The organism is Streptomyces niger (assembly GCF_000718305.1).
GTDB classification, from domain to species: domain Bacteria; phylum Actinomycetota; class Actinomycetes; order Streptomycetales; family Streptomycetaceae; genus Streptomyces; species Streptomyces niger.
This window is the reverse complement of sequence record NZ_JOFQ01000002.1, coordinates 241,163-266,109: the sequence shown is the minus strand read 5'-3', so window position 1 is coordinate 266,109 and position 24,947 is coordinate 241,163. Positions and strand designations below refer to the sequence as shown.

16 protein-coding genes and 1 riboswitch are annotated in these 24,947 nt (G+C 72.7%); of the genes, 7 read left to right on the top strand and 9 right to left on the bottom strand.

What is annotated here, in order from left to right; translation table 11 throughout:
• Positions 1–109 precede the first annotated feature (109 nt).
• Complete coding sequence (locus IF20_RS05020) at positions 110–1,036, top strand: peptidoglycan-binding protein (RefSeq protein WP_052863722.1); 927 nt, start codon at positions 110–112, stop codon at positions 1,034–1,036.
• A 251-nt stretch (positions 1,037–1,287) separates the two neighbouring features.
• Here IF20_RS05020 and IF20_RS05015 read toward each other — a convergent pair whose 3' ends face one another.
• The 5 genes from IF20_RS05015 to IF20_RS04995 form a co-directional block, all read right to left on the bottom strand.
• On the bottom strand, positions 1,288–2,730 hold the full coding sequence (locus tag IF20_RS05015; RefSeq protein ID WP_052863721.1) for a serine/threonine-protein kinase: 1,443 nt from the start codon (positions 2,728–2,730) through the stop codon (positions 1,288–1,290).
• Positions 2,731–2,884: 154 nt separating this feature from the next.
• Positions 2,885–3,844, bottom strand: coding sequence for a hypothetical protein (locus tag IF20_RS38960; protein ID WP_199896494.1), 960 nt, complete (start codon positions 3,842–3,844; stop codon positions 2,885–2,887).
• Between the two features lie 480 nt (positions 3,845–4,324).
• Complete coding sequence (locus IF20_RS05005; protein ID WP_052863719.1) at positions 4,325–5,539, bottom strand: vWA domain-containing protein; 1,215 nt, start codon at positions 5,537–5,539, stop codon at positions 4,325–4,327.
• Complete coding sequence (locus IF20_RS05000) at positions 5,511–8,399, bottom strand: DUF5682 family protein (protein WP_234426506.1); 2,889 nt, start codon at positions 8,397–8,399, stop codon at positions 5,511–5,513. Before IF20_RS05000 ends, IF20_RS05005 begins: the two co-directional genes overlap by 29 nt.
• Positions 8,396–9,553, bottom strand: a complete 1,158-nt coding sequence (locus tag IF20_RS04995) for an ATP-binding protein (protein ID WP_234426505.1) — start codon at positions 9,551–9,553, stop codon at positions 8,396–8,398. Before IF20_RS04995 ends, IF20_RS05000 begins: the two co-directional genes overlap by 4 nt.
• 153 nt (positions 9,554–9,706) lie before the next feature.
• Between IF20_RS04995 and IF20_RS04990 the strand changes: the two genes are divergently transcribed.
• Both IF20_RS04990 and IF20_RS04985 read left to right on the top strand, forming a co-directional pair.
• A complete protein-coding gene (locus IF20_RS04990) occupies positions 9,707–11,263 on the top strand; it encodes an SWIM zinc finger family protein (protein WP_052863717.1) in 1,557 nt (518 codons plus the stop codon).
• Positions 11,264–11,417: 154 nt separating this feature from the next.
• Positions 11,418–13,118, top strand: a complete 1,701-nt coding sequence (locus IF20_RS04985; RefSeq protein WP_110943829.1) for a DUF5691 domain-containing protein — start codon at positions 11,418–11,420, stop codon at positions 13,116–13,118.
• A 231-nt stretch (positions 13,119–13,349) separates the two neighbouring features.
• On the opposite strand, the gene IF20_RS04980 is transcribed toward IF20_RS04985, so the two are convergent.
• The gene (locus IF20_RS04980; protein WP_052863715.1) at positions 13,350–13,760 is read right to left on the bottom strand and encodes a cobalamin B12-binding domain-containing protein; all 411 of its coding nucleotides are present in this window, start codon (positions 13,758–13,760) and stop codon (positions 13,350–13,352) included.
• Positions 13,761–14,525: 765 nt separating this feature from the next.
• Here IF20_RS04980 and IF20_RS39810 point away from each other — a divergent pair.
• Together IF20_RS39810 and IF20_RS04970 are read left to right on the top strand one after the other, a co-directional pair.
• Positions 14,526–15,512, top strand: a complete 987-nt coding sequence (locus IF20_RS39810) for a lipase family alpha/beta hydrolase (RefSeq protein ID WP_407702457.1) — start codon at positions 14,526–14,528, stop codon at positions 15,510–15,512.
• A 264-nt stretch (positions 15,513–15,776) separates the two neighbouring features.
• Positions 15,777–17,564 (top strand): M23 family metallopeptidase, encoded by a 1,788-nt coding sequence (locus tag IF20_RS04970; RefSeq protein WP_052864043.1) that lies wholly within the window; start codon positions 15,777–15,779, stop codon positions 17,562–17,564.
• Positions 17,565–17,744: 180 nt separating this feature from the next.
• Here the strand turns inward: IF20_RS04970 and pcrA are convergent, their stop codons facing one another.
• Positions 17,745–20,216: a DNA helicase PcrA gene (gene pcrA / locus IF20_RS04965; RefSeq protein ID WP_052863714.1), complete on the bottom strand. Its 2,472-nt coding sequence runs from the start codon at positions 20,214–20,216 to the stop codon at positions 17,745–17,747.
• A gap of 394 nt (positions 20,217–20,610) precedes the next feature.
• A riboswitch (cyclic di-AMP (ydaO/yuaA leader) is annotated at positions 20,611–20,792 on the top strand.
• Between the two features lie 8 nt (positions 20,793–20,800).
• Between pcrA and IF20_RS04960 the strand changes: the two genes are divergently transcribed.
• Positions 20,801–21,958, top strand: a complete 1,158-nt coding sequence (locus IF20_RS04960; RefSeq protein ID WP_052863713.1) for a C40 family peptidase — start codon at positions 20,801–20,803, stop codon at positions 21,956–21,958.
• A 140-nt stretch (positions 21,959–22,098) separates the two neighbouring features.
• Here IF20_RS04960 and IF20_RS04955 read toward each other — a convergent pair whose 3' ends face one another.
• Together IF20_RS04955 and IF20_RS04950 are read right to left on the bottom strand one after the other, a co-directional pair.
• Positions 22,099–22,452 carry a hypothetical protein gene (locus IF20_RS04955; protein WP_052863712.1) on the bottom strand — a complete coding sequence of 118 codons (354 nt, stop codon included), beginning with the start codon at positions 22,450–22,452 and terminating at the stop codon, positions 22,099–22,101.
• 597 nt (positions 22,453–23,049) lie between these two features.
• Positions 23,050–23,850 carry an alpha/beta fold hydrolase gene (locus tag IF20_RS04950; protein ID WP_052863711.1) on the bottom strand — a complete coding sequence of 267 codons (801 nt, stop codon included), beginning with the start codon at positions 23,848–23,850 and terminating at the stop codon, positions 23,050–23,052.
• Between the two features lie 208 nt (positions 23,851–24,058).
• Here IF20_RS04950 and IF20_RS04945 point away from each other — a divergent pair, with 208 nt between their 5' ends.
• Positions 24,059–24,832 carry a GNAT family N-acetyltransferase gene (locus IF20_RS04945; protein WP_052863710.1) on the top strand — a complete coding sequence of 258 codons (774 nt, stop codon included), beginning with the start codon at positions 24,059–24,061 and terminating at the stop codon, positions 24,830–24,832.
• The last annotated feature ends 115 nt before the right edge of the window (positions 24,833–24,947 follow it).

Here is a 24,947-nt window from a genome sequence, read left to right as displayed (position 1 = left end):
GGCGCCACGGGGAGCGCCACCGGGTACGTACGGGGCGGCGCGCGGGTGATCCCGCGCGCCTCCTGCCGGGGGACGGCCCGCGCTGCCGGGTCGAGGAAGGAGCACGACGATGGCGAAGCCGCTGACCGCGTCACGCCTGGTGAAGGCCCTGCGCGACGAGGGCCTGACCGTCCACGAAGTGCGCAACTGGCGCACGCACAACAGGAACTCCAAGGGCCTGTGGGGCCCGCTCAACGGCGTGATGATCCACCACACCGTCACCAAGGGCACCGACAGCTCCGTCGAACTCTGCTACGAGGGCCGCTCCGACCTGCCCGGGCCGCTCTGCCACGGAGTCATCGACAAGAAGGGGGAGGTGTGGCTGGTCGGCAACGGCCGCGCCAACCACGCCGGGCTCGGCGACTCCGACGTCCTGCGCGCCGTGGTCAACGAGTCCAAGCTGCCGCACGACAACGCCGCCAACACCGACGGCAACCGCCACTTCTACGGCTTCGAGTGCATCAACCTCGGCGACGGCGAGGACCCCTGGCCGGAGGAGCAGAAAGTCGCCATCGAGAAGGTGTCGGCGGCGATCTGCCGGGCGCACGGCTGGACCGAGAAGTCCGTCATCGGCCACAACGAGTGGCAGCCGGGCAAGACGGACCCGCGCGGCTTCACGATGGACGGCATGCGGTCCCGCATCAAGAAGCGGCTCGCGGGCAAGCCCAGCGGCGGCACGGACGGGAAGCCGGCCCCGGAGAAGCCCGCGCCCGAGAAGCCCGCACCGGAGAAGCCGCGGCCCGGCACCCGGTACGAACGCTTTCCCGGCGGCGGCTTCTTCCAGACCGGCGCGCACAGCCCGATCATCACGGCGATGGGCAAGCGGCTGGTCGCCGAGGGCTGCTCCCACTACGAGGACGGGCCGGGCCCGTACTGGACGGAGGCGGACCGCAAGTCCTACGCCGCCTGGCAGCGCAAGCAGGGCTTCTCGGGCAGGGACGCGGACGGGATCCCGGGCAAGGTGACCTGGGACCGGCTGAAGGTGCCGCGGTCGTAGCACCCGGATCATCAGGGCGCCCTCTTTGCGGAGGGAGCCCGCCCCGGACACACGGACGCCGCCGGGCTCCCCCTCCCCAAAGAGGGCGCCCGGCGGCGTTTTCCGTGCCGGTTCGAGTGACCGCTCACGTCACGGACGTGGCGCGTCCGTGCCGGTGTCCGTCCGGACGGCGTCCCCACAACGCCGTCCCCCGGACGTACGGCCCCTCGCGGTACCGGTACCGCTCCGGCTCACGCCGGAAATCGGGGAGTTCAGCCCGCCAGGCCCGGCAGCACCGGCAGGGCGGGGATGTTGGCGGGGTTGGTCAGGTCGCCCTGGGCCGCGTCGACGGGGAGGACGCGCTGCACACCGGCGACGGCGTTGCCCGCGGTCTCCTGGCCGTCGGCGGCCACGGTGGTGGCCAGGCCCTGCGCGAACGGCACGGCGTCGGCGGCGACACCCTGGGCGTACGGGGCGGCGTCAGCGGCCACGCCCTGGGCGACGGGGAGAGCGGCGGTGGCGGTGCCCTGGGTCAGGCCCTGCGCACCGGCCAGCGCACCCTGCGCGAACGGCACCGCGTCGGCGGCCGCACCCTGCGCGAAGCCCTGCGCGTCGGTCAGCGTGCCCTGCGCGAACGGCACCGCGTCGGCGGTCGCACCCTCGGCGAACGCCTGGGTGCCGGCAACCGTGCCCTGCGCGAACGGGGTGGCCTGGCCGGCCGCGTCACCGGCGAGCAGGCCCACGCCGCCCACCGCGTCCTGGGCGACCGGCACGACCTTGCCGACGGCGCGCTGGGCGACGGGCGGCAGCGTGTCGGCGGCGGCCTGGTCGACGACCGGGCGGGCGGTGGCCAGGGCTCCCTGGGCCGGGTTGGTCAGCGTGCCGGGACGCAGGTCGCTACCGGTCGCGGTGGTGACCACCCGGTTGACGGCACCGGAAGCGTCCGGCAGCTGCGGCACGGCGGGCAGCTTGTCGGTGGGCAGGCTCACGGGCAGCTTGTCCGTGGGGAGGTCGGCCGGCAGCTTGTCCGTGGAGAGGCCGGCGGGCAGGTCGGCGGGCAGCTTGTCCGTGGGGAGGTCGGCCGGCAGGTCGGTGGGCAGGTCGGCCGCGGGGAGCTGGTTCGGGAGGTCGCTCAGGTCGAAGGCGGGCACGCCCTGGACGGGCACGAACGGCACGACGACGGGCAGACGGCCGGCAGCGGCGTCCTGGACCTGGCCCACGGTGCCCTCGGCGGTCTTCGCGACCTTGCCGACCGTCTTGGTGGCCTTGCCCGCACCCTTGACGGTGCCGGCGGCCTTGCCCGCGCCCTTCACGGTCTTGGTGACCTTGTTCAGGTCGGCCTTCTTCTGCACGCCGTTCACGGCGCCGGTCACGTCACCACCGGTCACGTCACCACCGGTCAGGCCGTCGGTCAGACCACCGGTGGCGGGCAGGCCGTCCATGGTGTGCACGTCGCCGCCGCCCAGCGTGCCGGTCACCTTGCCGACCGTGGAGCCCGCGGTCTCCTCGACGGTGCCGCTCACCTGGTCAGCGGTCTTCTGCACCGTGCCGGTCAGCTCACCGGTCGGCAGGTTCTTCTGGACGGTGCCGGTCAGGGCGCCGGTGTCGGGAGCGTCGACGGGCAGTTCGGCGGCGTTGGCGCCGGTGGCACCCAGGGCCAGCAGACCGGTGGCGGCAGCGGCGACGACGATGGAACGGCGGATGTTCTTGCGCATGGTGGCGATGAGCCCTTCGGATTCCAGGGATGTGTCGGGCAGACCTGTCCCGCCCCCGCGCGGCAGGTCTTGAGGAGCTGACGGCCGTCGGATCCCTGCGCTCGCCGTACGTCGGCGAAGGCGCGTGCAGTGGAGATCCGGCGGAAGGTCTGCCCTAACCCGGGAATTCGAGGATGTCGGTACCGCGCTCGCGGGTCGGCGCACCGCCCGCGGCCCGTACGCCACCGGGCACCAGCCCGAAGCGCGGCTGTCCACCCGGCAGGACCGCGTGCTGGTCCCCGCCCCGGGGGCCGTTGCCGTCCCCGGTGGTGTGCGAGGCCGGCGCTGCCGGGCCCTGCGGGAGCTGGCCGGGCAGTCCGCCCCGGCCCTGTCCGGCACCGGCGTCGCCGGAGTCGGCACGCGCGGCCGTACGGTCCTGACCGCCGGCGTCCCCCGAGGGGGCCGTCAGCCGGCCGTCGGTACGGTCCGAGCCGCACCGCTCAGGCGCGGCCACGTGCTGCCGACCGCCGTCCCGCACGTCATCGTGGTGCGCCCGCTCGTCGCCGCGGTCCTGACCGGCGGTGTCGCCGGGCAGCCGGACCGGGAGACCGGTCGCGTCGCCCACGCCGCGTACGACGTCGTGCACCGGAGCCGTGACCGGCTCGGTGACGGGCTCCAGGCCCTCGGTGAGCGGGCGTACGACCTCGCCGAGCCGCTCCTCGGACGCCTGCGCGCCCTCGGAGAGCCGGGCACCGGCCCGCTGTGCGACGCCCGCCTCCGGCTCCGCGGCCGCCTCATCGGACTCCCCCTCCAGCGCCGCACCGCCACCGGCGAGCGGCGAACGCTCGTCGGTGGCGGAGGCGGTGGCAGCGGTCGACCCGGTGGCGCCGGCGGAGCCGGTACCGATGTGCTCGGTGGAGCCCGTACCGGTGTGCTCGGTGGCGCCGGTGGTGGCCTTCGTGAAGGCGCCCCGCGCCTGCTCGGTGCCGCTGTCCGCCGCGTGTGCGGTGGCGCCGCCGAACGCGACGGCCAGGGCGACGAACCCGACGAGGAAGAGCCCGATCAGCAGCGCACGCCGCACGGCCACGGTGCGCGGCAGGCGCACAGCGGCAGGCAGAGCGAGCACAGCAGACAAGGGGGGACCTTCCCGGAAGGACGGCGACCGGGACCAGGGCGACAGGCACCCCGGATCAACCAGCACGTCGCGGGTGATCGAGCGATGCACCGATCCTTGCACGAGCAGCCAGGGGCCGCGCAAGTCCCCTGTGCCACCTGTCACCGTTACTCCGCCATGTCCGGTATCGACAGTGGCGAAAGGGTGTACGACCTGCGAACACGCCCCTACACCCCGGGACGTGAGCCACGGAAAACGGGCCGCGAGTCACGGGCCGAGGGTCGCGGGCCGCGGGTCGCGTAGGCGGGCTACGGGGCACCGATCCTGTTGCGACCGGTCGTCAGGGACGGTGACTGTCGTCTCGTCAGGGACGGTGGCTGTCGTCGCCGACACGGAGACTGCCATCGGTACGGGACCTGTCGTCGGCGCGACGACCGCCACCCGCACGCACAGCCGCTCGGGCAGCCGCTCGGGCAGCCGCTCGGGCAGCCGCTCGGGCCGTCACGCCGTCGTGTCGGGCACCGGCAGCGGACGCTTCTCCAGCGCGGCCGCCATCACTTCCGGGAAGAGGTCGGGCGTACAGGCGAACGCCGGTGACCCCAGCGCACCGAGGGCCGCCGCATGCTCCCGGTCGTACGCGGGCGCTCCCTCGTCCGACAGCGCCAGCAGCGTCACGAACTGCACGCCGGACGCCTTCATGGCGGCCACCCGCTTCAGCATCTCGTCGCGTATCCCGCCCTCGTACAGGTCGCTGATCAGCACGACCACCGTCTCGGCGGGGCGGGTGATCCTCGACTGGCAGTACGCCAACGCGCGGTTGATGTCCGTGCCACCACCCAGCTGCGTGCCGAAGAGCACGTCCACCGGGTCGTCGATCTGGTCGGTGAGGTCCACGACCGAGGTGTCGAACACCACCAGCCGGGTGGCGAGCGACCTCATGGACGCGAGTACCGCGCCGAACACCGAGGCGTACACGACGGACGCCGCCATCGAACCGGATTGATCGATGCAGAGGATGACCTCCTTCTTGAGTGCCTGTGCTGCTCGCCCGTAACCGATCAGCCGTTCCGGAACGACCGTGCGGTACTCGGGGAGGTAGTTCTTGAGATTCGCGCGGATGGTGCGATCCCAGTCGATGTCACGGTGGCGCGGTCGGCTGATGCGCGCCGACCGGTCCAGCGCGCCGGTCAGCGTGGCCCGCGTCCGGGTCGCCAGCCGCTCCTCCAACTGCTCGACGACCTGCCGCACGACCGCCCGTGCGGTCTCCTTCGTCGTCTCGGGCATGGCCTTGTGCAGCGAGAGCAGGGTGCCGACCAGGTGCACGTCGGCCTCCACGGCCTCGAGCATCTCGGGCTCCAGCAGCAGCGCGGACAGGCCGAGCCGGTCGATCGCGTCGCGCTGCATCACCTGGACGACGGAGGTGGGGAAGTACCGCCGGATGTCCCCGAGCCAACGGGCCACGGCGGGCGCGGACCCGCCCAGCCCCGCCGACCGCGGGCCGCCGCCCTTCCGGCCGTCGCGCCCTCCGGGGCCGCCCGGTGCGCCACCGCCGGGCCCTTCGCCGTACAGCGCCCCGAGCGCACCGTCCATCGCGGCGTCCCGCCCGCGCAGTTCGTACCCGGTCCCGTCGCCCTCTCCCCCGCCGAGCACCAGCCGCCAACGCCGCATGCGCTCATCGACCAGGCCGTCACCGACCGCCCCCGTGTCCTGAGTCATCCCGTTTCCCCCTTCGCTGTGCTGACGCTGTGCTGGTGAGACGGCGAACCTCGCCGTTGACGTCGGCGCGACGGCCGGCCTCGCCGTTGACGTCGGCGTGACCATCGGCTTCGCCGTTGGTGTGGCGGTGCGGGCCGGCCGCCGCGCCGTGATCGGGGCGGGCGTGTGCCGCGCCGTGGTCGGAATGGGTAAGAGTCGCGCCGTGATCGAGATGGGCTCCTCCCGTGGCGTGCCACGACAGGGCGTACTTCTCGCTCCGGCCCAACAGGGCGTGCAAGGTGGGCAGGACGGCCGCCGCGCGGTCGCGGTCCAGGCCGGGACCGAACCCGAGGGCCGCCGCTTCCTCTCCGCCGGCGACCGGGCCGGGCCCGGCCGCGGTGCCGCCGCCGGGCTTGCCCGCGCCGACCGGCCCACGCCGGGTCAGCTCACCGAGCGTGCGCCGCACCCCCGGTTCGAACTGCGAGAACGTCCGGCGCAGCAGCGGCAGTACGTCCGTGAACGCCTCCCCCGGCACGCGCGTCAGCCAGTCGTCCACCAGCCCGAGCAGCCGCTCGTCGTGGACCAGCAGCATCCCCCCGCCGGCACCGCCGCCGACGAACCCCTCGATCCACGCGGCGGCATCCGCCGGCGGCACTCCGGGCGAGAGCGCAAGCCCCATGAGCCGCCCGGCACCGCCGCCGCCCTCCTGAGCCTGGCCGCCGTTCCCCGCCCCTTCGGTCTCGCCCAACGCGCCGTCGTCGACGAGCATGCGGGCCGACCGGCCCCGTATGAGCCCCGGTACGGCCTCCCGTTCTGCCAGGACGCGCAGCACCGCGATCCACCGCTCCCGCAAGCCCGAAGGGTATTCGGGCGAGGCCGCTGCGGCCTCCGGATTTCCTCCCGCGACCCGCTCCGTGTGGGACAGCAACGCCACCGCCTGCTGTGTCGCGTCCAAGTGCGTACGCATCTCCGCCGCGCCCTCCGCATCCAGTGAGGCGCAGGCCGGCGGCAGGCCGACGAAGACACGCTCGGCCAGGCCGACCGCGACCTCGCGCAGCGCCGCCGCGTCCGTACCGCGCACGTCGCCGTACCGCACCGACCGCACCAGCGCGGGCAACGCCTGCGCGAGATGGCCGACATCGGCGTCGAGCGCGGCCCGGTCGGCCAGCGCCCGCATCACCACCGGCAACGCGTCCGGCAGTTCGGCGAGCAGGCACCGCTCGGCCAGCGCCGTGACCTCGGCGAGCGCACCCGCCTCCGCCGCGTCGGACGCCGCCCGGGCCGTGGCCGCGGCGAGGACGGTCGTGCCCCAGATGCCCGCCTCCGCGACCCGCACCGACAGCTCCGGCTCCCAGCGCAGCCGCCAGGTCTCCCGGAACGTGCCCGTGCTCGCGCGGGAGTGGGCGGGCGCGCCCCACGGGATGTCCAGCAGTCGCAGCCGGTGCAGCAGGCGGCTGCGCGCGGCATCGGTCTCCTTGCGCAGGTCGAGCTCCAACTCGCGCTCTTTCGCCTCCGGCTTGAGGCGCAGGGAACGCTGGAGCCGTGCGATGTCCCGCTGGAGCGGTACGGCCGGCGCGGCCTGCGGCACCTCACCGAGCACGTCGCCGACCACCAGGCGGTCGTGGATCAGCGAGGCCGGCACGTCCGAGCCGCCACTCATCACGGCGCGCACCGCGTCCTCGGCCTCGGTGAGCCCGGCGAGCGGGCGCCCGCGCATCGCCGCGAGCGACTCGGCGAGCCGCACCGCCTCGATGACGTGAGCGGTGGAGACCGCGTAGTCCTCCTCCCGGAGCAGGCCCGCGACCTTGGTCAGCCAGCGCTCCATCGGCCGGTCGGGGCTGGCGAAGAGGTGGCCGTACCAGCCGGGTGAGGCGATACCGGCTCCGTAACCGCTGCTCCGGGACAGCCTGCGGTGCGTCCAGGGCACCCAGGTGGCCGACACCTTCGCCTTCGGCAGGCCCTTGAGGAGGGCCCGGTCGGCGGTGACGGTCGTACGGCGGGCCAGCGCCGGTACGTGCCACGCACCGCAGACGACGGCTACGTCGTCCCCGAACTCCCGGCGCGCCTCGCGCAGTCGGAGCCGCATATGGGCTTCCCGTACGGCGTCCCGGGAGTGCGCGTCCTCCTCGTACTCCTCCCGCAGCGCCCCCATGGCGTCGGCCAGCGCCTCGAACGGCGCCAACGCGTCCCCGGAGTCACCCGAAGTGCCGCCCGTTCCGGAGCCCGTGCCACGTCCCTCGTCTCGCTCCGTACCGCGGCCCATATCGCGTCCCGTGCCGCGGTGCTCGACCACGTCTTCCCACCAGCGCTCCGCGTCGTCGTACCCGGCCGCGTCCGCGAGCACCCCGATCGGGTCGACCCGCGCATCCACCTCCCGGTCCGAGGCCGCTGCCCGGTCCCCGTCCCGGCCCCGGTCCCGCTCCCCTTCCTCACCCGAGGCCGGGCCCGCGGCTCCCTCCACCGCGAGGGAGTGGGCCGCAGGGAGGTCGATGAAGCGCACCGGGATGCCACGCCGCAGCGCCCACCGGAGCGCCACCCACTCCGGGGAGAACTCCGCCATCGGCCAGAACGCGGCGCGCCCCGGATCCTCGGCGACATGCGCCAGCAGTGCCACCGGCGGCCGCATCTGCTCGTCAGCGGCCAGCGCCACCAGCGCGTCGGCCTCCGGCGGCCCCTCGATGAGCACCGCCTTCGGCTCGCACTGCGCCAGGGCCTCGGCGACCGCGCGGGCCGAGCCGGGCCCGTGGTGCCGCACTCCGAGCAGCCACGGCCCGTCCGCCCGGCGCTCCCCCGTAACATCCGCCCGGCTCTCCCCCGTAGCGTCCGTCCGGCTCTCCCCCGTAGCGTCCGTCCGGCGCTCCCCCGTAGCGGACTCCGTCATACGCTCACCTCCCGGCAGGCGCGGTAGAAGTCCTTCCAGCCGTCGCGCTCGCGGACGACCGACTCCAGGTACTCCTGCCAGATGACGCGGTCGGCCGCCGGATCACGCACGACCGCGCCGAGGATGCCCGCCGCCACGTCCGCCGGCCGCAGCACACCGTCACCGAAGTGCGTGGCCAAGGCCAGCCCGTTGGTGACGACGGAGATCGCCTCAGCTGTGGAGAGCGTCCCGGAGGGCGACTTGAGCTTCGTCCGCCCGTCCGCCGTCAGGCCGTCCCGCAGCTCCCGGAAGACCGTGACGACCCGGCGGATCTCGGCCATGCCGTCCGGGGCCGCCGGCAGGTCCAGCGAGCGGCCGATCTGCTCGACGCGCCGCGTGACGATGTCCACCTCGTCGTCCGGCGTGGCCGGCAGCGGCAGCACGACCGTGTTGAAGCGGCGGCGCAGCGCGCTGGAGAGCTCGTTGACCCCGCGGTCGCGGTCGTTGGCGGTGGCGATGAGGTTGAAGCCGCGTACGGCCTGCACCTCCTGGCCCAACTCCGGTATGGGGAGCGTCTTCTCCGACAGCACCGTGATCAGCGTGTCCTGCACGTCCGCCGGAATCCGCGTGAGCTCCTCGACCCGCGCGGTCATCCCCTCCGCCATCGCGCGCATGATCGGGCTGGGCACCAGCGCGTCCCGGCTGGGACCGTGCGCGAGCAGCTGCGCGTAGTTCCAGCCGTACCGGATCGCCTCCTCGGGCGTGCCGGCCGTGCCCTGGACCAGCAGCGTGGAGTCGCCGCTGACCGCCGCGGCGAGATGCTCCGACACCCAGGTCTTGGCCGTGCCGGGGACGCCGAGGAGCAGCAGCGCGCGGTCGGTCGCGAGGGTGGTGACGGCCACCTCCACGATGCGGCGCGGGCCGACGTACTTGGGCGTGATGACCGTCCCGTCGGGGAGCGTGCCGCCGAGCAGATAGGTGGCCACCGCCCACGGCGAGAGGCGCCAGCGCTCGGGCCTCGGCCGGTCGTCCGCGGCCGCCAGCGCGGACAGTTCATTTGCGAATGCATCTTCTGCGTGCGGCCGCAGGACCGCTCCGGAACCCGCCACCGGCCCGGCCTCCGCCGCCGTCCCGCGACCGCTTTCCGCGCCGTTCTCCACCCTCGCGTCAGACATGACTCCCCCTCGTCCCAAGCCGTCCGGCCCGCACCCCGCAACCCGCGGGCCGCTTGCGGATTCCAGACTGCACCATGCCACTGACAATCGGCCTTGGCGCGACAAACTTGCTGGTCAAAGCAATTGTCAGTGGCTGGGTCTAGCGTTTTCACCATGCTGGGAACGGACGGGGAACAGACCCGGAAACCCCGAGCGCAGGGGGAACGCTGGACGACCGACCAGGTGCTGGCGGTGGCGCCCGACGCGGCGTCGCGCAAGGCCGGCGGAAAGCTCGCAACGCCCGGACCATGGTCGGGTACGGGCGCGGGCGACGGAGCGGTATGGGGCGTGTGCAAAGGGAGCGGCACCGCCTCGTACCGCACGATGATCGACACGACGGGGCCGGCCTTCAAGTGCGGCTGCCCCAGCCGCAAGTTCCCGTGCAAGCACGCGCTGGGGCTGCTGTTGCTGTGGGCCGGAGAAGACGGTTCCGAGGGGGATACCGAGGCGGTGGTGTCGGCCGGTGAACCGCCGCAGTGGGTGGCCGAGTGGTTGTCCGGACGGCGGGAGCACCGCGAGGGTCGACCGGGCAAGGGGGACAAGGACGGGGGCAAGGACGACAAGGGGGGCAAGGGACTGGCAGACCCGGCGGCGGCGCGCCGACGGGCGGAGCGCCGGGCGCAGCGCATCGGCGCGGGGGCCGAGGAGTTGGAGCGCCGGCTCGCGGATCTGCTGCGGTCAGGGCTGGCCGCGGCGGACCGCGCGGGGTACGGCAGCTGGGACGAGACGGCGGCTCGTATGGTCGACGCGCAGGCGCCCGGACTGGCAGCGCGGGTGCGGGAGTTGGCGTCGATACCGGGTTCCGGGGCCGACTGGCCGTCCCGGTTGCTGGAGGAATGCGCGCTGCTGCACCTTCTCGACGAGGGGTTCCTGGGTATCGAGCGGCTTCCGGAGCCGCTGGCGGCCACGGTCCGCTCACGGGTCGGCCTGCCGGCCGACCATTCCGGTGCAGCCGAAGTCTCCGGCACAGCCGAAGTGTCCGGTGCAGCCGAAGTCTCCAGTGCAGGTGCAGTTGATGTATCCGGTGCAGCGGAAGGCGCTCCGGACGGACCCGTCGACGGTTCCCGGGAGCGGACGGTCCGGGATCGGTGGCTGGTACTGGCACAACAGGACCGCGAGGAAGGCCCACAAGGGAAGCTGACCACGCGGCGTATATGGATGCGGGGCGAGCGAACGGGCCGCATGGCGCAGCATCTGTCCTTCGCCGGCCCGGGGCGGACACACGAACTGGCCCTACCACCGGGGCTCGTCCTGGATGCCGACCTCACCTACCACCCCGGCGCCCGACCGCTGCGCGTCACTCTGGGCGAGCGGTACGCACCGGCCGCGCCAGGAGGCGTACCGACCGGGTGCGGCACGGATGCCGCGCTCGCCGCGTACGGAGACGTGCTGCGCGACGACCCGTGGTTGGACTCCTGGCCGGTGGTGCTCGCCGACGTGGTGCCGATACCGGCCCGGCCGCCCGCACCCGGGCGGCCGGCCTCGGGCTGGCAACTGGCCGACGTGGACGGCGAGTCGGCGCTGCCCGTGGATCCGCGCCGTGCGGGCGAAGCGGGTCTGTGGCAGCTCGTCGCGATATCCGGTGGCGGCCCGGTCACCGTCTTCGGCGAGTGCGGCCACCGCGGCTTCGTCCCCCTGACCACCTGGGACCCGGCCCCGGTCGCGCTCTGAGGAGGAGAGGTAGAGGAAAAGGAGGAGAGGGAAACGAGGGCGGGGGCCCCGGGGGCCCCGGGGGGGGCGGGCAGGGGACCGGGGGGCGGCGGCATGCAGCCGCCCGGGGCAGCAGGCAGGCCCGCACAGGGCCGAACGGAGGGAGAGGGAAGCCGTGAGTGATGTGGGCGGAACGCGAGGGGGCACCGCTCCGTGGGGGGAGCTGGTGAGCGTCGCGTTGCTCGGGACGGACCGGCGTGCGCCCGACGTACCGGTGCGCGCGGGGCAGGAGCCCGCCGCCGCGCTGCTGGACGCGGCGGCGGTGAGTACCGTACGGCGGCGGGCCGGGCTGCGGCCGGCGCCCGCGGCGGAGCGCCCGGCCCCGGCCCCGCCGGACCCGCGGCCCGAGCTGCCGGACGCGGCGCGCCGCAGGCTGGCGCTCCTGCTGGCGGATCGGGGTGGGAACGGCGGCAGCCGGCGGGGGGCGGCCCCTGACCTGATGGAGTTGTTGCCGCAGTGGCTGGCGGCGGCCGGGGAGAAGGGGTACCGCGCGCCGGCCGCGCTGCTGCCCGCCCTGCTGGACGCGGCCCGGGCCCGTACGGATCTGCGGCCTGCCGCGCTCGCGCTGGCCGGGCCGCGGGCGTTGTGGCTGGCGCGGCTGAACGACGACTGGAAGTTCGCGCTGCGCGGTATCGGCGGCGCGGCGGCGATACCGGCCCGGGGCGACCAGGAGGCCGTCCGCCGCCTCTGGGAGGAGGGGCTGTTCGCGGAGCGGGTGGCGCTGCTGTCGGCGACCCGGCGCCTGGATCCGGCGGCGGGCCTGGCGCTGCTCACGAGTACATGGCCCACCGAACGGGCCGAGGACCGGCTGATGTTCCTGGATTCGCTCCGGGAGGGGCTGTCGGCGGCGGATGAGCCGTTCCTGGAGAAGGCGCTGTCCGACCGGAGCCGGAACGTGCGGGCCACGGCGGCGGAGCTGCTCTCCGCACTCCCCGGCTCCGCACTGGCCACCCGCATGGCGGAGCGCGCGGCGGCCTGCCTGCAACTCGCGGACGGGCCCGTGGTCGTCGCGGAGCCGCCCGAAGTCTGCGACGCCGGGATGGAGCGGGACGGGGTGGTGGCGAAGGCACCGGCCGGACGGGGCGAACGCGCCTGGTGGCTGGCGCAGTTGCTGGAGTCGGCGCCCTTGGGTGCGTGGTCCGAACGGCTGGGCGGCCGCGGTCCGGCGGAGATCGTCGCCCTACCGGTGGCCGACGGGCGGCGTACGGAGGTGCACGACGCCTGGTGCCGGGCGGCGGTGCGCCAGCGCGACATCGCCTGGGCGCGGGCTCTGCTGGGCAAGCCGTCGGCGGCGGCCGACCGGCCCACGCCGATACCGGGTTCGGACCCCGTGCGCGCCGAGTCCTCCGCCGCGGAAGTCGGGTCGTCGCGTGACACCGCGAAGCTGCTCGGGGTACTGCCGGCGGAGGAACGTGCCGCGTGGGTCGCGGAGTTCATCGCATCGCACGGGCTGTCGGACGCGTTCCGGCTGCTGGGGGTGTGTGCCGTGCCGTGGACCGAGCCGCTCGGCACGGCGGTGGTGGACGCCCTCGACATCGCGCGGGACGCCGGGAGTTACCCGTGGAGCTTCAGCGGGGTGATGGGGCTGGCCGAACGGTGCCTGGACCCGGCCGCGGCCGACCGGCTCGACAAGCTCACGGCCAGGGGCGACGAGCCGGAGGACGGCTCGCCGGGCGCCGACGGGTACTGGTCCGAGGCCTTTCAGCGCCTCGTCGGCACCCTCCGGCTCCGCGCCACGATGCACGCCGAGCTGGCCGGACAACCGACGCGCCCCGCCGGAGCACAGCCGACGCACCCCGCCGGAGCGGAGTCATGAGTGTTGGGGGCGGCGCCATGAGTGCCGGGGAGCGGAGCCATGAGTGCTGGGGGGACGGCGCCATGAGTGCGGGGGGGGGGGACGGCGCCGTGAGTACTGGAAGGGGCGGAGCCGTGAGTACTGGGGGGCGGAGCCGTGAGTGCCGAGGGCGGAGCCGTGGGTGCTAGGCGGTGGGGTGCGCCTGGGCGCGCGGGAGCCCCGCGCGCCCACGCCGTGCGGGCAGCCGGCGGGTCAGGCCGTCAGCTGGCGGACGTTGGCGTTGACCCAGTCGACGATGGAGGCCGTCGTGGCACCGGGGGTGAAGATCTCGGCGACGCCCAGCTCCTTGAGCGGGGGGATGTCCGCCTCGGGGATGATGCCGCCCCCGAAGACCTTGATGTCCTCCGCGTCGCGCTCCTTGAGCAGTTCGATCACCCGCGCGAACAGGGTGTTGTGCGCTCCCGAGAGGATCGAGAGGCCGATGGCGTCGGCGTCCTCCTGGATCGCGGTGTCGATGATCTGCTCCGGAGTCTGGTGGAGCCCGGTGTAGATGACCTCCATACCCGCGTCACGCAGCGCTCGTGCGATGACCTTGGCACCACGGTCGTGGCCGTCGAGCCCCGGCTTGGCCACCACCACACGGATCGGACCGGTCACACCCATCACTGCCTCCAAGCCAAGCGCGGCACGTGCCTTGACCAGTGCCGTCGAGCCGACAACCGAATGCGCGGCCGCCCGGGCGGCCACCAGCGTGAACGAACGTTATCTCCAGCATCGCGTACGGAGCCGTTTCGCGACATGGAGGGAGGGGGAAATCACACGTGGGACACGTTCGCTACGCGCCGTACGCCGCACCCCCATCCGCCGCCGCGAGGCGGCGGGGGCGTCTGCGGACGGCGCAGGGAGCCACAGCAGGTCGTCGCACCGCCGCGTCGTGAGCCGCGCGGCACGGAGGTGCGCATTCCGGGTACGTACAGGCCTTATGCACGCGCACGAAGTGCGGGGAACTGGTATCGCATCGCGTACGGACCGTACGTAGGACGGACGCAGGAGCAGCGGGGACACGTGCCGGCGAGAGCCGCCGGTACGCCCGCACCGATACCACGACGTCACAGGCGAGCACGGTGACGGGGACCGGGTACGCACCCAACGGCTCCCATGAGGGCATGACGGGGGACAGAGGCGTCCTTCCCATGCCGTTCGGGAGGTCGGCCGATGAAGGCCTTGCCCTTTCTCTGCTGTCTGATCCGCCCCTCCGCCGCCAAGCTGCGGGTCACGGTCTGGGAGCTGGCGGTACTCGCGGGACACCTGTTGCTGTACCCGATGGGCGTCTCACAGGAGCAGGCCGCGGCAGCGGCGGCCCGCGCCCGGGCGACGGCCGACGCCGACGCCGACGCCGCCACCGAAGACCTGCGCTCCGGTCACCGCATCACCGGCGCGGAAGCCGCCACGGGCTACGCCACCGGCACAGCCGATGGCCCCCTCGGCATCGTCGGCCCGACCGCCGGCGCCACTGCTGCTTCCACCGCTTCCAGAGCGAGGGTGGCCGCCGGGTCGGCGGCCACCGCCGCGGGGGCCACCGCCGCGACCCGGGCGCGGGTCGAGGCGCGGGCCGGCTCCAGAGCCGGAGTCGCAACCACGGCCACGGCCACAGCCACGGCCACGGCCGCAGCCACAACCGGGGGCGGAGACGACGTCGACCGGTTGCCGGCGCCCGCGCTGCTGCCCACCGAGGGGCGGTCGCACCCGCCCGTGCTCCTGCTGCACGGCTTCATCGACAACCGGTCCGTGTTCGTACTGCTGCGCCGCTCCCTGCGCCGGCACGGCTGGCGCCATCTGGAGGCGCTCAACTACTCCCCTCTCACGTGCGACATACGCAAGGCCGCCGAGTTGCTGAGCCGCCACGTGGAGGACGTCTGCGAGCGCACCGGCCACCGCCGCATCGACATGGTGGGCCACAGCCTCGGCGGGCTGATCGCGCGGTACTACGTCCAGCGGCTGGGCGGGGACGCTCGGATCCGGACGCTGGTCACGCTCGGTACGCCGCACGCCGGTACCCGGCTCGCCTCGCTGCTGCCCGCGCATCCGCTCGTACGTCAGATGCGGACGGATTCCGACGTGATCAAGGAGTTGGCCCAGCCGGCGCCGAATTGCCGAACGCATTTCGTCTGCTTCTGGAGCGATCTTGATCAGATGATGGTCCCGGTCGAGACGGCACGGATCGATCATGACGATCTCCGAACCCGGAACGTTCATGTCTCCGGTGTCGGACATCTCGCCTTTCCGGTCAACGGCGCGGTCGCCGCCGGTATCCGCGAGGCACTGGCCGCGGCGGACCCGATCAATCCGGCACAGCCGGAGGCGGCCGACACCGCACCGGAAGGGGCGACACACGACCGGGCATCGGTGGCCTGACCTCGCCCCTTAACCGCCCTGACCTCCGCACTTGCCGTGGTGGCCGGACCTCGCGCCGAGCCGCGCGCCGAAGCCGGCCGCCACCCCAATTGATCTCGAACATTCATCGAACGCGGCGCCAAGAACATGCCTGGCGTCCTCCGAAACACGGCCAAATGCCCGGTCTGGAAGGGCCCGAAACCTACGGAAGATTGTCGCCGTCGCATACCGCCGGGTACAGTCGCCGCTAATTCTCCTGCTGCCGAGGCGAAAGAGAAGTTGGTGGTGAACGACCGTCACCCGTCGGGGAACCCAGACCCGACCGGCTCTGCTGCTGACGCCTCGTACGGGTCCCATCCCGGTTACGAGCCGCACGGACAGCAGGACCCTCAGCTCGGTTACGCCGCGTACGACGGGTACACCACCGGCACGTACGACACGGGCGCGTATGCCCCCGGGGCGTACGACCCGACCATGTACGAAGCGGCCGGCTACGACACCGGGGCCTACGGCACCGTGTCCTACGACGGCGCGACGACGCACGACGGCGGAGCGTACGACTCCGGCAGCTACGACGTGAGCGGTGCGTACGACCCGAACGGCACGTACGACACCGGTACGTACGCCACGGGGTTCGGGACCGGCATCTACGACCCGTACGCGTACGGTGCGTACGACAGCACCGGTACGTACGACGTGAGCGGTGGGTACGATCCGAACGGCACGTACGACACCGGCTCGTACGGCACCACCGGCGCATACGACGCGACCGGGGCCTACGATGCCGCCGGTCCGTACGACGGGTACGACCACCAGGACGCCGGCGCCTCCGCCGGCACCGGTACCGACACCGGGCAGTGGGACGGCCAGGCCTGGGCCGGCGCCGAGGGCTACGAGGCGGCCTATCAAGGCGCGGAGTTCCAGGAGTTCCAGGCGACCCAGTTCGGTACGGGCCCCTACGACTCCGGACAGTTCGACACCGGGCAGTTCGAGGCGGGGCAGCTCGGCACCGAGCACCTCGATTCATCCCCTCTCGACCCGTCCGTGTTCGAGACCGCTCAGTTCGAGACCGCGCAGTTCGAGGCCGTCGAGTCCGTCGAGTCCGTTCAGGGCGCGGGCCCCGAGGGCGCCGCCGAGTCGACCGCCGTCTTCACGACCGACGACCTGGCCGCGGCCGGCGCCGGTACCGGCGCTGACGAGGACGGCGACCTCCACTCCGCCGTCACCGCGATCATCCCCACCCCTGCCGTCTCCCCCGAGAGCGGCCTCGACGGCCCCTCCGGGGCTGCCTCCGGCGGCCGCCGGGCCGCCCGGCGCGAGGCGCACGGCAGCGGCGGCGGCCGGGGCCGGCGGCGTACGCCGAAGAAGTCCGCGCTGCTGACCGTCGCGGTGCCGTCCGTGGCCGCCATGGGCGTGTGCGCCGTGGCCGCCGCCTCCGTGTCCGGCGCGACCGACAAGGAGGACGACACCGCCGTACAGGCCGCGTCGGACGCCTCCGCCGTGAAGCCGTCCGCTGCGAACAACAAGCTGGACTCCCAGCTCTCGAATCTCAGCGCCGACGCGAACGACTTCGCCGACCGTGCCAGTCGTACGCAGGAACGTCTCGACCTGCAGGCCCGCCAGGCCGCCGAGAAGAAGCGCAAGGCCGAGGAGGCGGCGCGCAAGGAAGCGCTGCGCCCGAAGTTCGTCCTGCCGGTCAAGCAGCACGGGCTCAGCGCCCTCTACGGGCAGGCCGGCGTGAACTGGATGTCGCTGCACTCCGGGATCGACTTCCCGGTCAGTTACGGCACGCCCGTGATGGCCGCGACCGACGGCACCGTCGTCACCAAGTGGAACCCCGCCTACGGCAACATGGTGGAGATCACCGCGCCGGACGGCACGGAGACCTGGTACTGCCACCTCAGCAGCGCCAAGATCCGCTCGGGCACGGTGAAGGCCGGCGACGTCATCGCGTACTCCGGTAACTCCGGCAACTCCACCGGCCCCCACCTGCACTTCGAGGTGCACCCCGGCGGTGGCGACGCGATAGACCCGCTGCCCTGGCTGCGCTCCAAGGGCCTCGACCCCAACTGAGCCGACCGAGCCGACCGAGCCGAGCCGCGCGCACGCACGAGAACACGCAGACGGCCCGGAACCCTCGGGGGCTCCGGGCCGTTCGTAGGATCACAGCCTTCGTACGACTACCGCCTCCACACCCGCCTACAGCTTCTGCACCGCCTGCAGCCTCCGCACCGCCTGCAGCCTCCGCACCGCCTACAGCTTCTGCACCGGCGCGTACCGCAGCAGCAGCCGCTTCGGCTTCTCGCCGCCGAAGTCGATCGTCGCCTCGGCGTTGTCGCCGCTGCCCTTGACCCCGACGACCGTGCCGAGCCCGAAGCTGTCGTGCGTGACGCGGTCGCCGACGGCCAGCGAGACCACCTGCCGGTCCTTCGCGCGCCGGGTCGCGAAGCCGCTCGGCCCGGCCTTGCCGCGCGAGGAGAACGTCGATCCGAAGCCGCCGCCGGAGAGGCCGGAGGACAGGCCGGAGGAGAGCCCGCCCATGGAGGCGGACGGCGTCGCCGGGCCCGTCCGCTTCCACTCGACGTACTGGTCGGGGATCTCCTCCAGGAAGCGGGACTGCGGGTTGTACTGGGGCTGGCCCCAGGCGCTGCGCATCGTGGAGCGGGTGAGGTAGAGCCGCTCCTGGGCGCGCGTGATGCCTACGTAGGCCAGCCGCCGCTCCTCCTCCAGCTCCTTGGTCTGGCCGAGCGCGCGCATGTGCGGGAAGACGCCGTCCTCCATGCCGGTCAGGAAGACGGTCGGGAACTCCAGGCCCTTGGCGGTGTGCAGGGTCATGAGCGTGATGACGCCCGTGCCCTCCTCGTCCTCGTCGGGGATCTGGTCGGAGTCGGCGACCAGGGCGACCTGCTCCAGGAAGTCGGAGAGCGTACCCGGGTTCTCCTCATCTCGGTCCTGCTCGAATTCGAGGGCGACCGCGGCGAGCTCCTGGAGGTTCTCGATGCGGGTCTCGTCCTGCGGGTCCGTGGACGCCTGGAGCTCGGCGAGATAGCCGGTACGCTCCAGCACGGCCTCCAGGACGGTCGCGGGGCCGGCACCGGACTCCACGATCGTCCGCAGCTCTTCCATGAGCGTGTTGAAGCGCTTGACGGCGTTGGCGGAGCGCGCGGCCATGCCGTACGCCTCGTCGACGCGGCGCAGCGCCTGCGGGAAGGTGATCTTCTCGCGGGCCGACAGGGCGTCGATCATCGCCTCGGCGCGGTCGCCGATGCCGCGCTTCGGGACGTTCAGGATGCGGCGGAGCGGGACGGTGTCCTCGGGGTTGGAGAGCACGCGCAGGTACGCGAGGACGTCCCGGACCTCCTTGCGCTCGTAGAAGCGCACGCCGCCCACGACCTTGTACGGCAGCCCGACGCGGATGAAGACTTCTTCGAAGACACGGGACTGGGCGTTCGTGCGATAGAAGATCGCGACATCGCCGGCCTTGGTCTCGCCCGCGTCCGTGAGCCGGTCGATCTCGTCGGCGACGAACTGCGCCTCGTCGTGCTCGGTGTCGGCGACGTAGCCGGTGATCTTCGGGCCCGTGCCGGCGTCGGTCCAGAGGTTCTTCGGGCGGCGGTTCTCGTTGCACTCGATGACGGCGTTGGCGGCCGAGAGGATCGTCTGCGTGGAGCGGTAGTTCTGCTCCAGCAGGATCGTCGTGGCGTTCGGGTAGTCCTCCTCGAACTGGAGGATGTTCCGGATCGTGGCGCCGCGGAAGGCGTAGATCGACTGGTCGGCGTCGCCGACGACGCACAGCTCGGCGGCGGGCACCTCGGGCGTCCCCGGGCCGACCAGCTCGCGCACGAGGGTGTACTGCGCGTGGTTGGTGTCCTGGTACTCGTCGACCAGGACGTGCCGGAAGCGGCGGCGGTAGTGGTCCGCGACGTCCGGGAACGCCTGCAGCAGGTTCACCGTCGTCATGATGATGTCGTCGAAGTCCAGGGCGTTGGCCTCGCGCAGCCGCGCCTGGTACATCGCGTACGCCTCGGCCAGGGTCTTCTCGAAGCCGTCCGCGGCCGTCCCCGCGAAGTCCTCGTGGTCGATGAGCTCGTTCTTGAGGTTGGAGACCTTGGCACTGAAGGACTTGGGCGGGAAGCGCTTCGGGTCCAGGTCCAGGTCGCGGCAGACCAGGGCCATCAGGCGCTTGGAGTCGGCGGCGTCGTAGATCGAGAACGACGAGGTGAAGCCCAGCTTCTTGGACTCGCGGCGCAGGATGCGCACGCACGCGCTGTGGAAGGTGGAGACCCACATGGCGTTGGCGCGGGGGCCGACCAGCTCCTCCACGCGCTCCTTCATCTCGCCCGCGGCCTTGTTCGTGAAGGTGATCGCGAGGATCTGGCCGGGGTGGACGTGGCGCGAGCCGAGGAGGTGCGCGATGCGGTGCGTGAGGACGCGGGTCTTGCCGGAGCCGGCGCCGGCGACGATGAGCAGCGGCGAGCCGGTGTGCACGACGGCGGCCTTCTGCTGGTCGTTCAGCCCCTCCAGCAGCGCGGCCGGGTCGACGGCGGGGCGGGCGGCGCCGTCGCGGTAGTACGCCTCGCGCGGCGCGGGCGCGTCGTAGCGGCCGCCGAAGAGGTCGTGCGGCACCTCCTCCGCTGCCGGACGGTCCTCGTCCTCGGGAGGCGGCGGCTCCTCGTCCTTGGGGTCGAGGTCCGCCAGGAAGCTGTCGTCAAAGAGGCTGCTCATCGCCCACCGAGTCTAGGCCGCCCCACCGACAGCCCGGCCCCGGCCGTGAAATTCGGGGGCCAAGGACACACCAAGGACACACCCGGCGCCCGTGGCCGGGTGGCCGCGCAGGGTAGGGCACGCGGCATCCGGTCACGGACGGACAACGAGACCGGACTTTCCGTGGTCGCAGCCGGTCACACATCGACGCGGACACGATCAGGTCACGAAAAGATTGCGGGCAAATCGAACATCAGCCTTCACAGGAGTCACACGAGTTGGCTACGGTGCCGACCGGGCAGCCCGCCCCAACGCTGGCGAGAGCGTCAGCACGGGCCGCCCCGCCGAGTCCGGCCTGTACGTACGCACGGCGATTGCTGGTAGGCACGGCACCGCCCGTACCGCACGGCAGCTGTTCGTACGCACGCCAGCCGGAGCCGGGGACCCACACGCACGACCGGGGTGAATCGGCCGGCGCGGAGCGATCCGTACGGCCGTAGGGCACCTTCCGTAGCACCTGTGGGCGCGTGCCCCCACGCACGCGCCGTACGCGCCCGAACCCGACAGCTAACCCGGTAGGCGGTCCACGGAAGGAGTCGCCGGCCTTGGCGTCTCATCGCAAGCCGCGCACCCGCATGCTCACCGTGCCCGCGAACCGCCGTACGGCGGCCGGGCTCACCACCGCGGCGCTGGCCTCGGTCACGCTGCTCACCCAGACCGCGGACGCGGCCCCCAAGAAGCCCCAACCTTCCATAGAGGAGGTCAAGAAGAAGGTCGACGGCCTGTACCGGCAGGCCGAGGTCGCCACCCAGAAGTACAACGCCGCCAAGGAGCGTTCCGCGACGCAGCGCGAGAAGGTGGACGAGCTGCGGGACGCCGCGGCCCGGCGGACCGAGAAGATGAACGAGGCCCGGCGTGAGCTGGGCACTTTCGCCTCGGCCCAGTACCGCTCCGGCGGGCTGAGTCCGACCGCGCAGCTGATGCTGGCGCGGGATCCGCAGCAGTTCGTGGACCGCAACCACCTGATGGCGCGGCTCAGCGGCCGGCAGCAGGAGGCGGTCGCCGACTACCAGGACCAGCAGGCGCAGGCCGCGCGCAAGCGTGCGCAGGCGACGAAGGGCCTGGAGGAGCTGCAGAAGTCCCAGGACGCGCTGAAGACGGCCAAGCAGGACGTCCAGGGCAAGCTGACCGAGGCCCGGCAGCTGCTGTCCCGGCTCACCGCGCAGGAGAAGGCGCGGCTGGCGGAGCTGGAGCGCAAGAAGGAGGCCGAGGCCAAGCGCAAGGCCGAGAAGCTGGCGCGGGAGCAGGCCGAGCGCGAGCGTGAGCAGAACGCCGGGTCGGGCGGTGCGGACGGCGGGTCCGGCTCCGGTACGGGCACCGGCTCCGGGACCGGGCTGCCGGACGGCTCGTACTCGACCAAGGCGGAGAAGGCGCTCGCCTTCGCCCGCGCGCAGCTGGGCAAGCCGTACGTGTGGGGTGCCACCGGGCCCACGTCGTACGACTGCTCGGGGCTCACGCAGGCGGCGTGGAAGGCGGCGGGCGTCTCGCTGCCGCGGACGACCTGGGACCAGGTGAAGATCGGCACGCGCGTCGCCACGAAGGATCTGCAACCGGGTGACCTGGTCTTCTTCTACGACGACATCAGCCACGTCGGGATGTACATCGGCGGCGGCAAGATGATCCACGCCCCGAAGCCGGGCGCGAGCGTACGCGAGGAGTCGATCTACTACATGCCGATCTACGGGAGCGTACGACCGGCCTGAGACACCGCGCGACCAGTCTGAGACAGGGTTGTCCGGAACGACGAAGTGCGCGGCCGCCGCCAGGCAGCCGCGCACTTTTCGTGTCCGTGCATCCGTGGTCCGTGTGTCCGCCGCGCCGGGACCGCCGGGACGGGCCGGGGTCAGGTCCAGAGCAGGGCGATGAAGATGTTGACGACCGTGAGCAGGCCGACGAGCCCGAAGAGCGGCTTCTCCACCTTCTCCTCGTCGCGCTTCACGTAGACCAGGCCCAGGATGACGATCAGGACGGCGAGCTTGACGCCGATCTTGATGTTGTCGACCGCGTAGTCCTGCATCTGGTTCAGGCCGACCAGGATGACGCCGGTCACCAGCATCGTGAGCGCGCCGTGCAGCATCGCGGGCACGAAGCGGGCGGTGCCCGCGCCCATCGCCTTCATCTGCGTGAGGAAGCCGCCGAGCAGCGAGGCGATGCCGATGATGTGCAGGCCGACGAACACATTGATCACTACGTCCATAGTGGTCGATCGTAGCTCCGGCACCACGCGACCCCTCGGGCAGGTCCGCCCGTCGCCGTCGCCCTCATCACCTCACCGGATCGAACTGCCGCGCGCCTCTGGTCCGCACTCTCGTACGTCACCGGTCGAGGCCGTTCATCCGGCGGCCGAAACGGGCACGGCCCGGTCGGGGAACGGGCAATCCCCGGCAATGCCCCCCTTGCCGACCGCCGGGAGGTTTAGCGTCCTCGTCCAGGCGGCCGGCTCCCCACCGCCGTCGGTTCCGCCCCGACGGCCGCCGGCCGCCCCCGCCGGAGGTACGGCGGTGGCTGTCACCTCGCCATGGCGGCATAGCAGTTGTCGCCCTGAGTGTCTTCTCTTGCGGGGCACGTTGCGGGCGCGCCGGCGGGTCGCGCGAGACCACAGGGGTCTCCCTGATGCTTTGCTGACGCGAGGGAAACGCCGGGCAGTTGCGGGCCCGCCGCCTGGTCCAGCTATCAATGAATTCCCGCTCAGAATTCGACCGATCGGTCGAATTCCGCTCTCCTCACGTCCGCACCGGCCGGTGACACCGGGCCCGCCAGTGATATTCGGCCACGGAAATGGAGCATCGGCGATTCAGTGCAGACGCGGCACATGACCGCTCACCACGAAGTCCCGCAGCAGGTCCATCGCCCGTTTCGGCGACTCGCGGAAGACCCCGTGCCCCGCTTCGGCCACGACGTGCAGCCGTACGTCCGCATGGCTCAGCCGGTGCGCGAAGCGGCGGGCCGCCGAGGCGGTCGCCACCGGGTCCTGCTCGCCCGCCAGGATCATCGTGCGGCACTCCAGCCGCTCCAACCCGCGCCAGGGGTCGAACTCCCTGGCCAGCACGGTGCGGAAGTGGTCCAGTACGTCGTCGTTCCAGCGCACCCGGCGGAGCCGGTCGTGGGTGGCCGCGTCCCCGCCGGGCCGGTGGGAGTACAGGGGCAGGCAGATGCGTTCCCACGCATCGGTCGTCTCCTCGCCGTTGTCCCCCGCCCAGTACCGGAGGGCGACGTCCCGCGCCTCGGGCCCTCCGAGCCGTTCGAACATGTCCAGCCGTTCGTACGTGTCCCCGGGCATGACGCTGTCCAGCACCAGCCCGGCGAACCGGTCGGGGTGCCGGATGGCCGCCAGCAGCGCGACCCACCCGCCGCTGGACGAGCCCAGGAGGACGGGCCGTTCGATCTCCAGCGCGTCACAGAAGTCGATCGCGTCGTCCGCCCACCGCTCCCACGTCCACTGATGCGGCCCGCACCGCACCGAACGGCCGCTCCCCCGCTGGTCGAGGTAGATGACCTGCGCGAAACCGGCCGCGGCGGAAAGCTCCGGTTTGAACAGGGTGTGGTCGGCGCCCGGTCCTCCGTGGAGCAGGACGATCGTCGGCCGTTCGGCCATGTCCGGTCCGTCCGTCTCCAGTTGGGCTCCCTCCACATCGAAGTAGAGCCGAACGCCATCACCGATATGTACCCGCACGGCCCTTGACCTCTCTCAAGTAGCCTGATTTTCCAAGGATTCGGGTGGCCCCGGCAGCGTTATGCAAGGGGGCCGAATTCGACCGTCACTATTGCGAAGCTCTCGCAATACGATCGGGTCCGTGGACACAATGACCGAGCACCACCGCGTGCCCGTGGCACGGCCCGAGGTCGTGCGTGCCTGGGTGGACGGCTGGGTGCGTTCGCGCGGCGCCGACGGCGCGGTCGAGGTACCGGGCGGCTTCCGGATCGCCGTGGGCCGCACCGACCAGGTCGCGCGGTACGTCCTGCCCGCCGCGGACCCCGCGGTGCTGCGCCGCCTGTCCGTCGCGCTCATCACGCCGGGCCTGTGGCTGAAGGTCTGCGCGCCCCGTTCGGCCGTGGAGCCCGCGCTGCCGGCCTCCTGGGAGTTCCAGGCGCCGGAGTACCTGATGACCGCCCCGCTGGGCCGTACGCCGCAGGGCGGTACGGCCCGGGCACCGGGGAGGGCGGAGCTGCCGGCGGTGCCCGACGGGCTGCGGGACGGCCTGGTGCCGGGCGCGGCGCCCGCGCCGCCGCCGGACCCGGCCGTACTGCCGGGCGGGTACGTCGTCGAAACGGTCGCCCAGGGCAGCACCGTCGACGCGCGGGCGTTCGCCGCGACGGGCGAGGTGGCGGCCGGCGGCCGGGTCGCGCTGGCCGGCACGACGGCCGTCTTCGACCAGGTCCGCACCGACCCGGCGCACCGCCGCCAGGGGCTGGGCCGGGTCGTGATGACGGCTCTCGCGGCCCGCGCGGCGCAACAGGGCGCCACGCAGGGCGTGCTGGTGGCCCGGGACGACGGCCTGTCCCTGTACCGGGCCATGGGCTGGGAACTGCACTCCCCCGTGACCACAGCGGTGCTCCGCAGACGGGGCACGCGGTGAGCACCGCCTCGCTCGCTCATCGTGCTCACTCGCTCATCGTGCTCAGTGGGGGGCGGGGCCCTTGCCGCCGGCGGCGTACGCGGCGCCCGCCGCCCGGCCATCGCAGTAGCGCCAC

What these genes read in the sequence shown, in the direction of transcription:
- IF20_RS04995 (WP_234426505.1), bottom strand. Translation starts at nt 9,553, where the DNA reads ATGTCTGACGCGAGGGTGGAGAACGGCGCGGAAAGCGGTCGCGGGACG.
- IF20_RS04950 (WP_052863711.1), bottom strand. Translation starts at nt 23,850, where the DNA reads ATGGCCGAACGGCCGACGATCGTCCTGCTCCACGGAGGACCGGGCGCC.
- IF20_RS04990 (WP_052863717.1), top strand. Translation starts at nt 9,707, where the DNA reads ATGCTGGGAACGGACGGGGAACAGACCCGGAAACCCCGAGCGCAGGGG.
- IF20_RS05005 (WP_052863719.1), bottom strand. Translation starts at nt 5,539, where the DNA reads ATGACTCAGGACACGGGGGCGGTCGGTGACGGCCTGGTCGATGAGCGC.
- IF20_RS04980 (WP_052863715.1), bottom strand. Translation starts at nt 13,760, where the DNA reads ATGGGTGTGACCGGTCCGATCCGTGTGGTGGTGGCCAAGCCGGGGCTC.
- IF20_RS05020 (WP_052863722.1), top strand. Translation starts at nt 110, where the DNA reads ATGGCGAAGCCGCTGACCGCGTCACGCCTGGTGAAGGCCCTGCGCGAC.
- IF20_RS04955 (WP_052863712.1), bottom strand. Translation starts at nt 22,452, where the DNA reads ATGGACGTAGTGATCAATGTGTTCGTCGGCCTGCACATCATCGGCATC.
- IF20_RS04945 (WP_052863710.1), top strand. Translation starts at nt 24,059, where the DNA reads ATGACCGAGCACCACCGCGTGCCCGTGGCACGGCCCGAGGTCGTGCGT.
- pcrA (WP_052863714.1), bottom strand. Translation starts at nt 20,216, where the DNA reads ATGAGCAGCCTCTTTGACGACAGCTTCCTGGCGGACCTCGACCCCAAG.
- IF20_RS05000 (WP_234426506.1), bottom strand. Translation starts at nt 8,399, where the DNA reads ATGACGGAGTCCGCTACGGGGGAGCGCCGGACGGACGCTACGGGGGAG.
- IF20_RS05015 (WP_052863721.1), bottom strand. Translation starts at nt 2,730, where the DNA reads ATGCGCAAGAACATCCGCCGTTCCATCGTCGTCGCCGCTGCCGCCACC.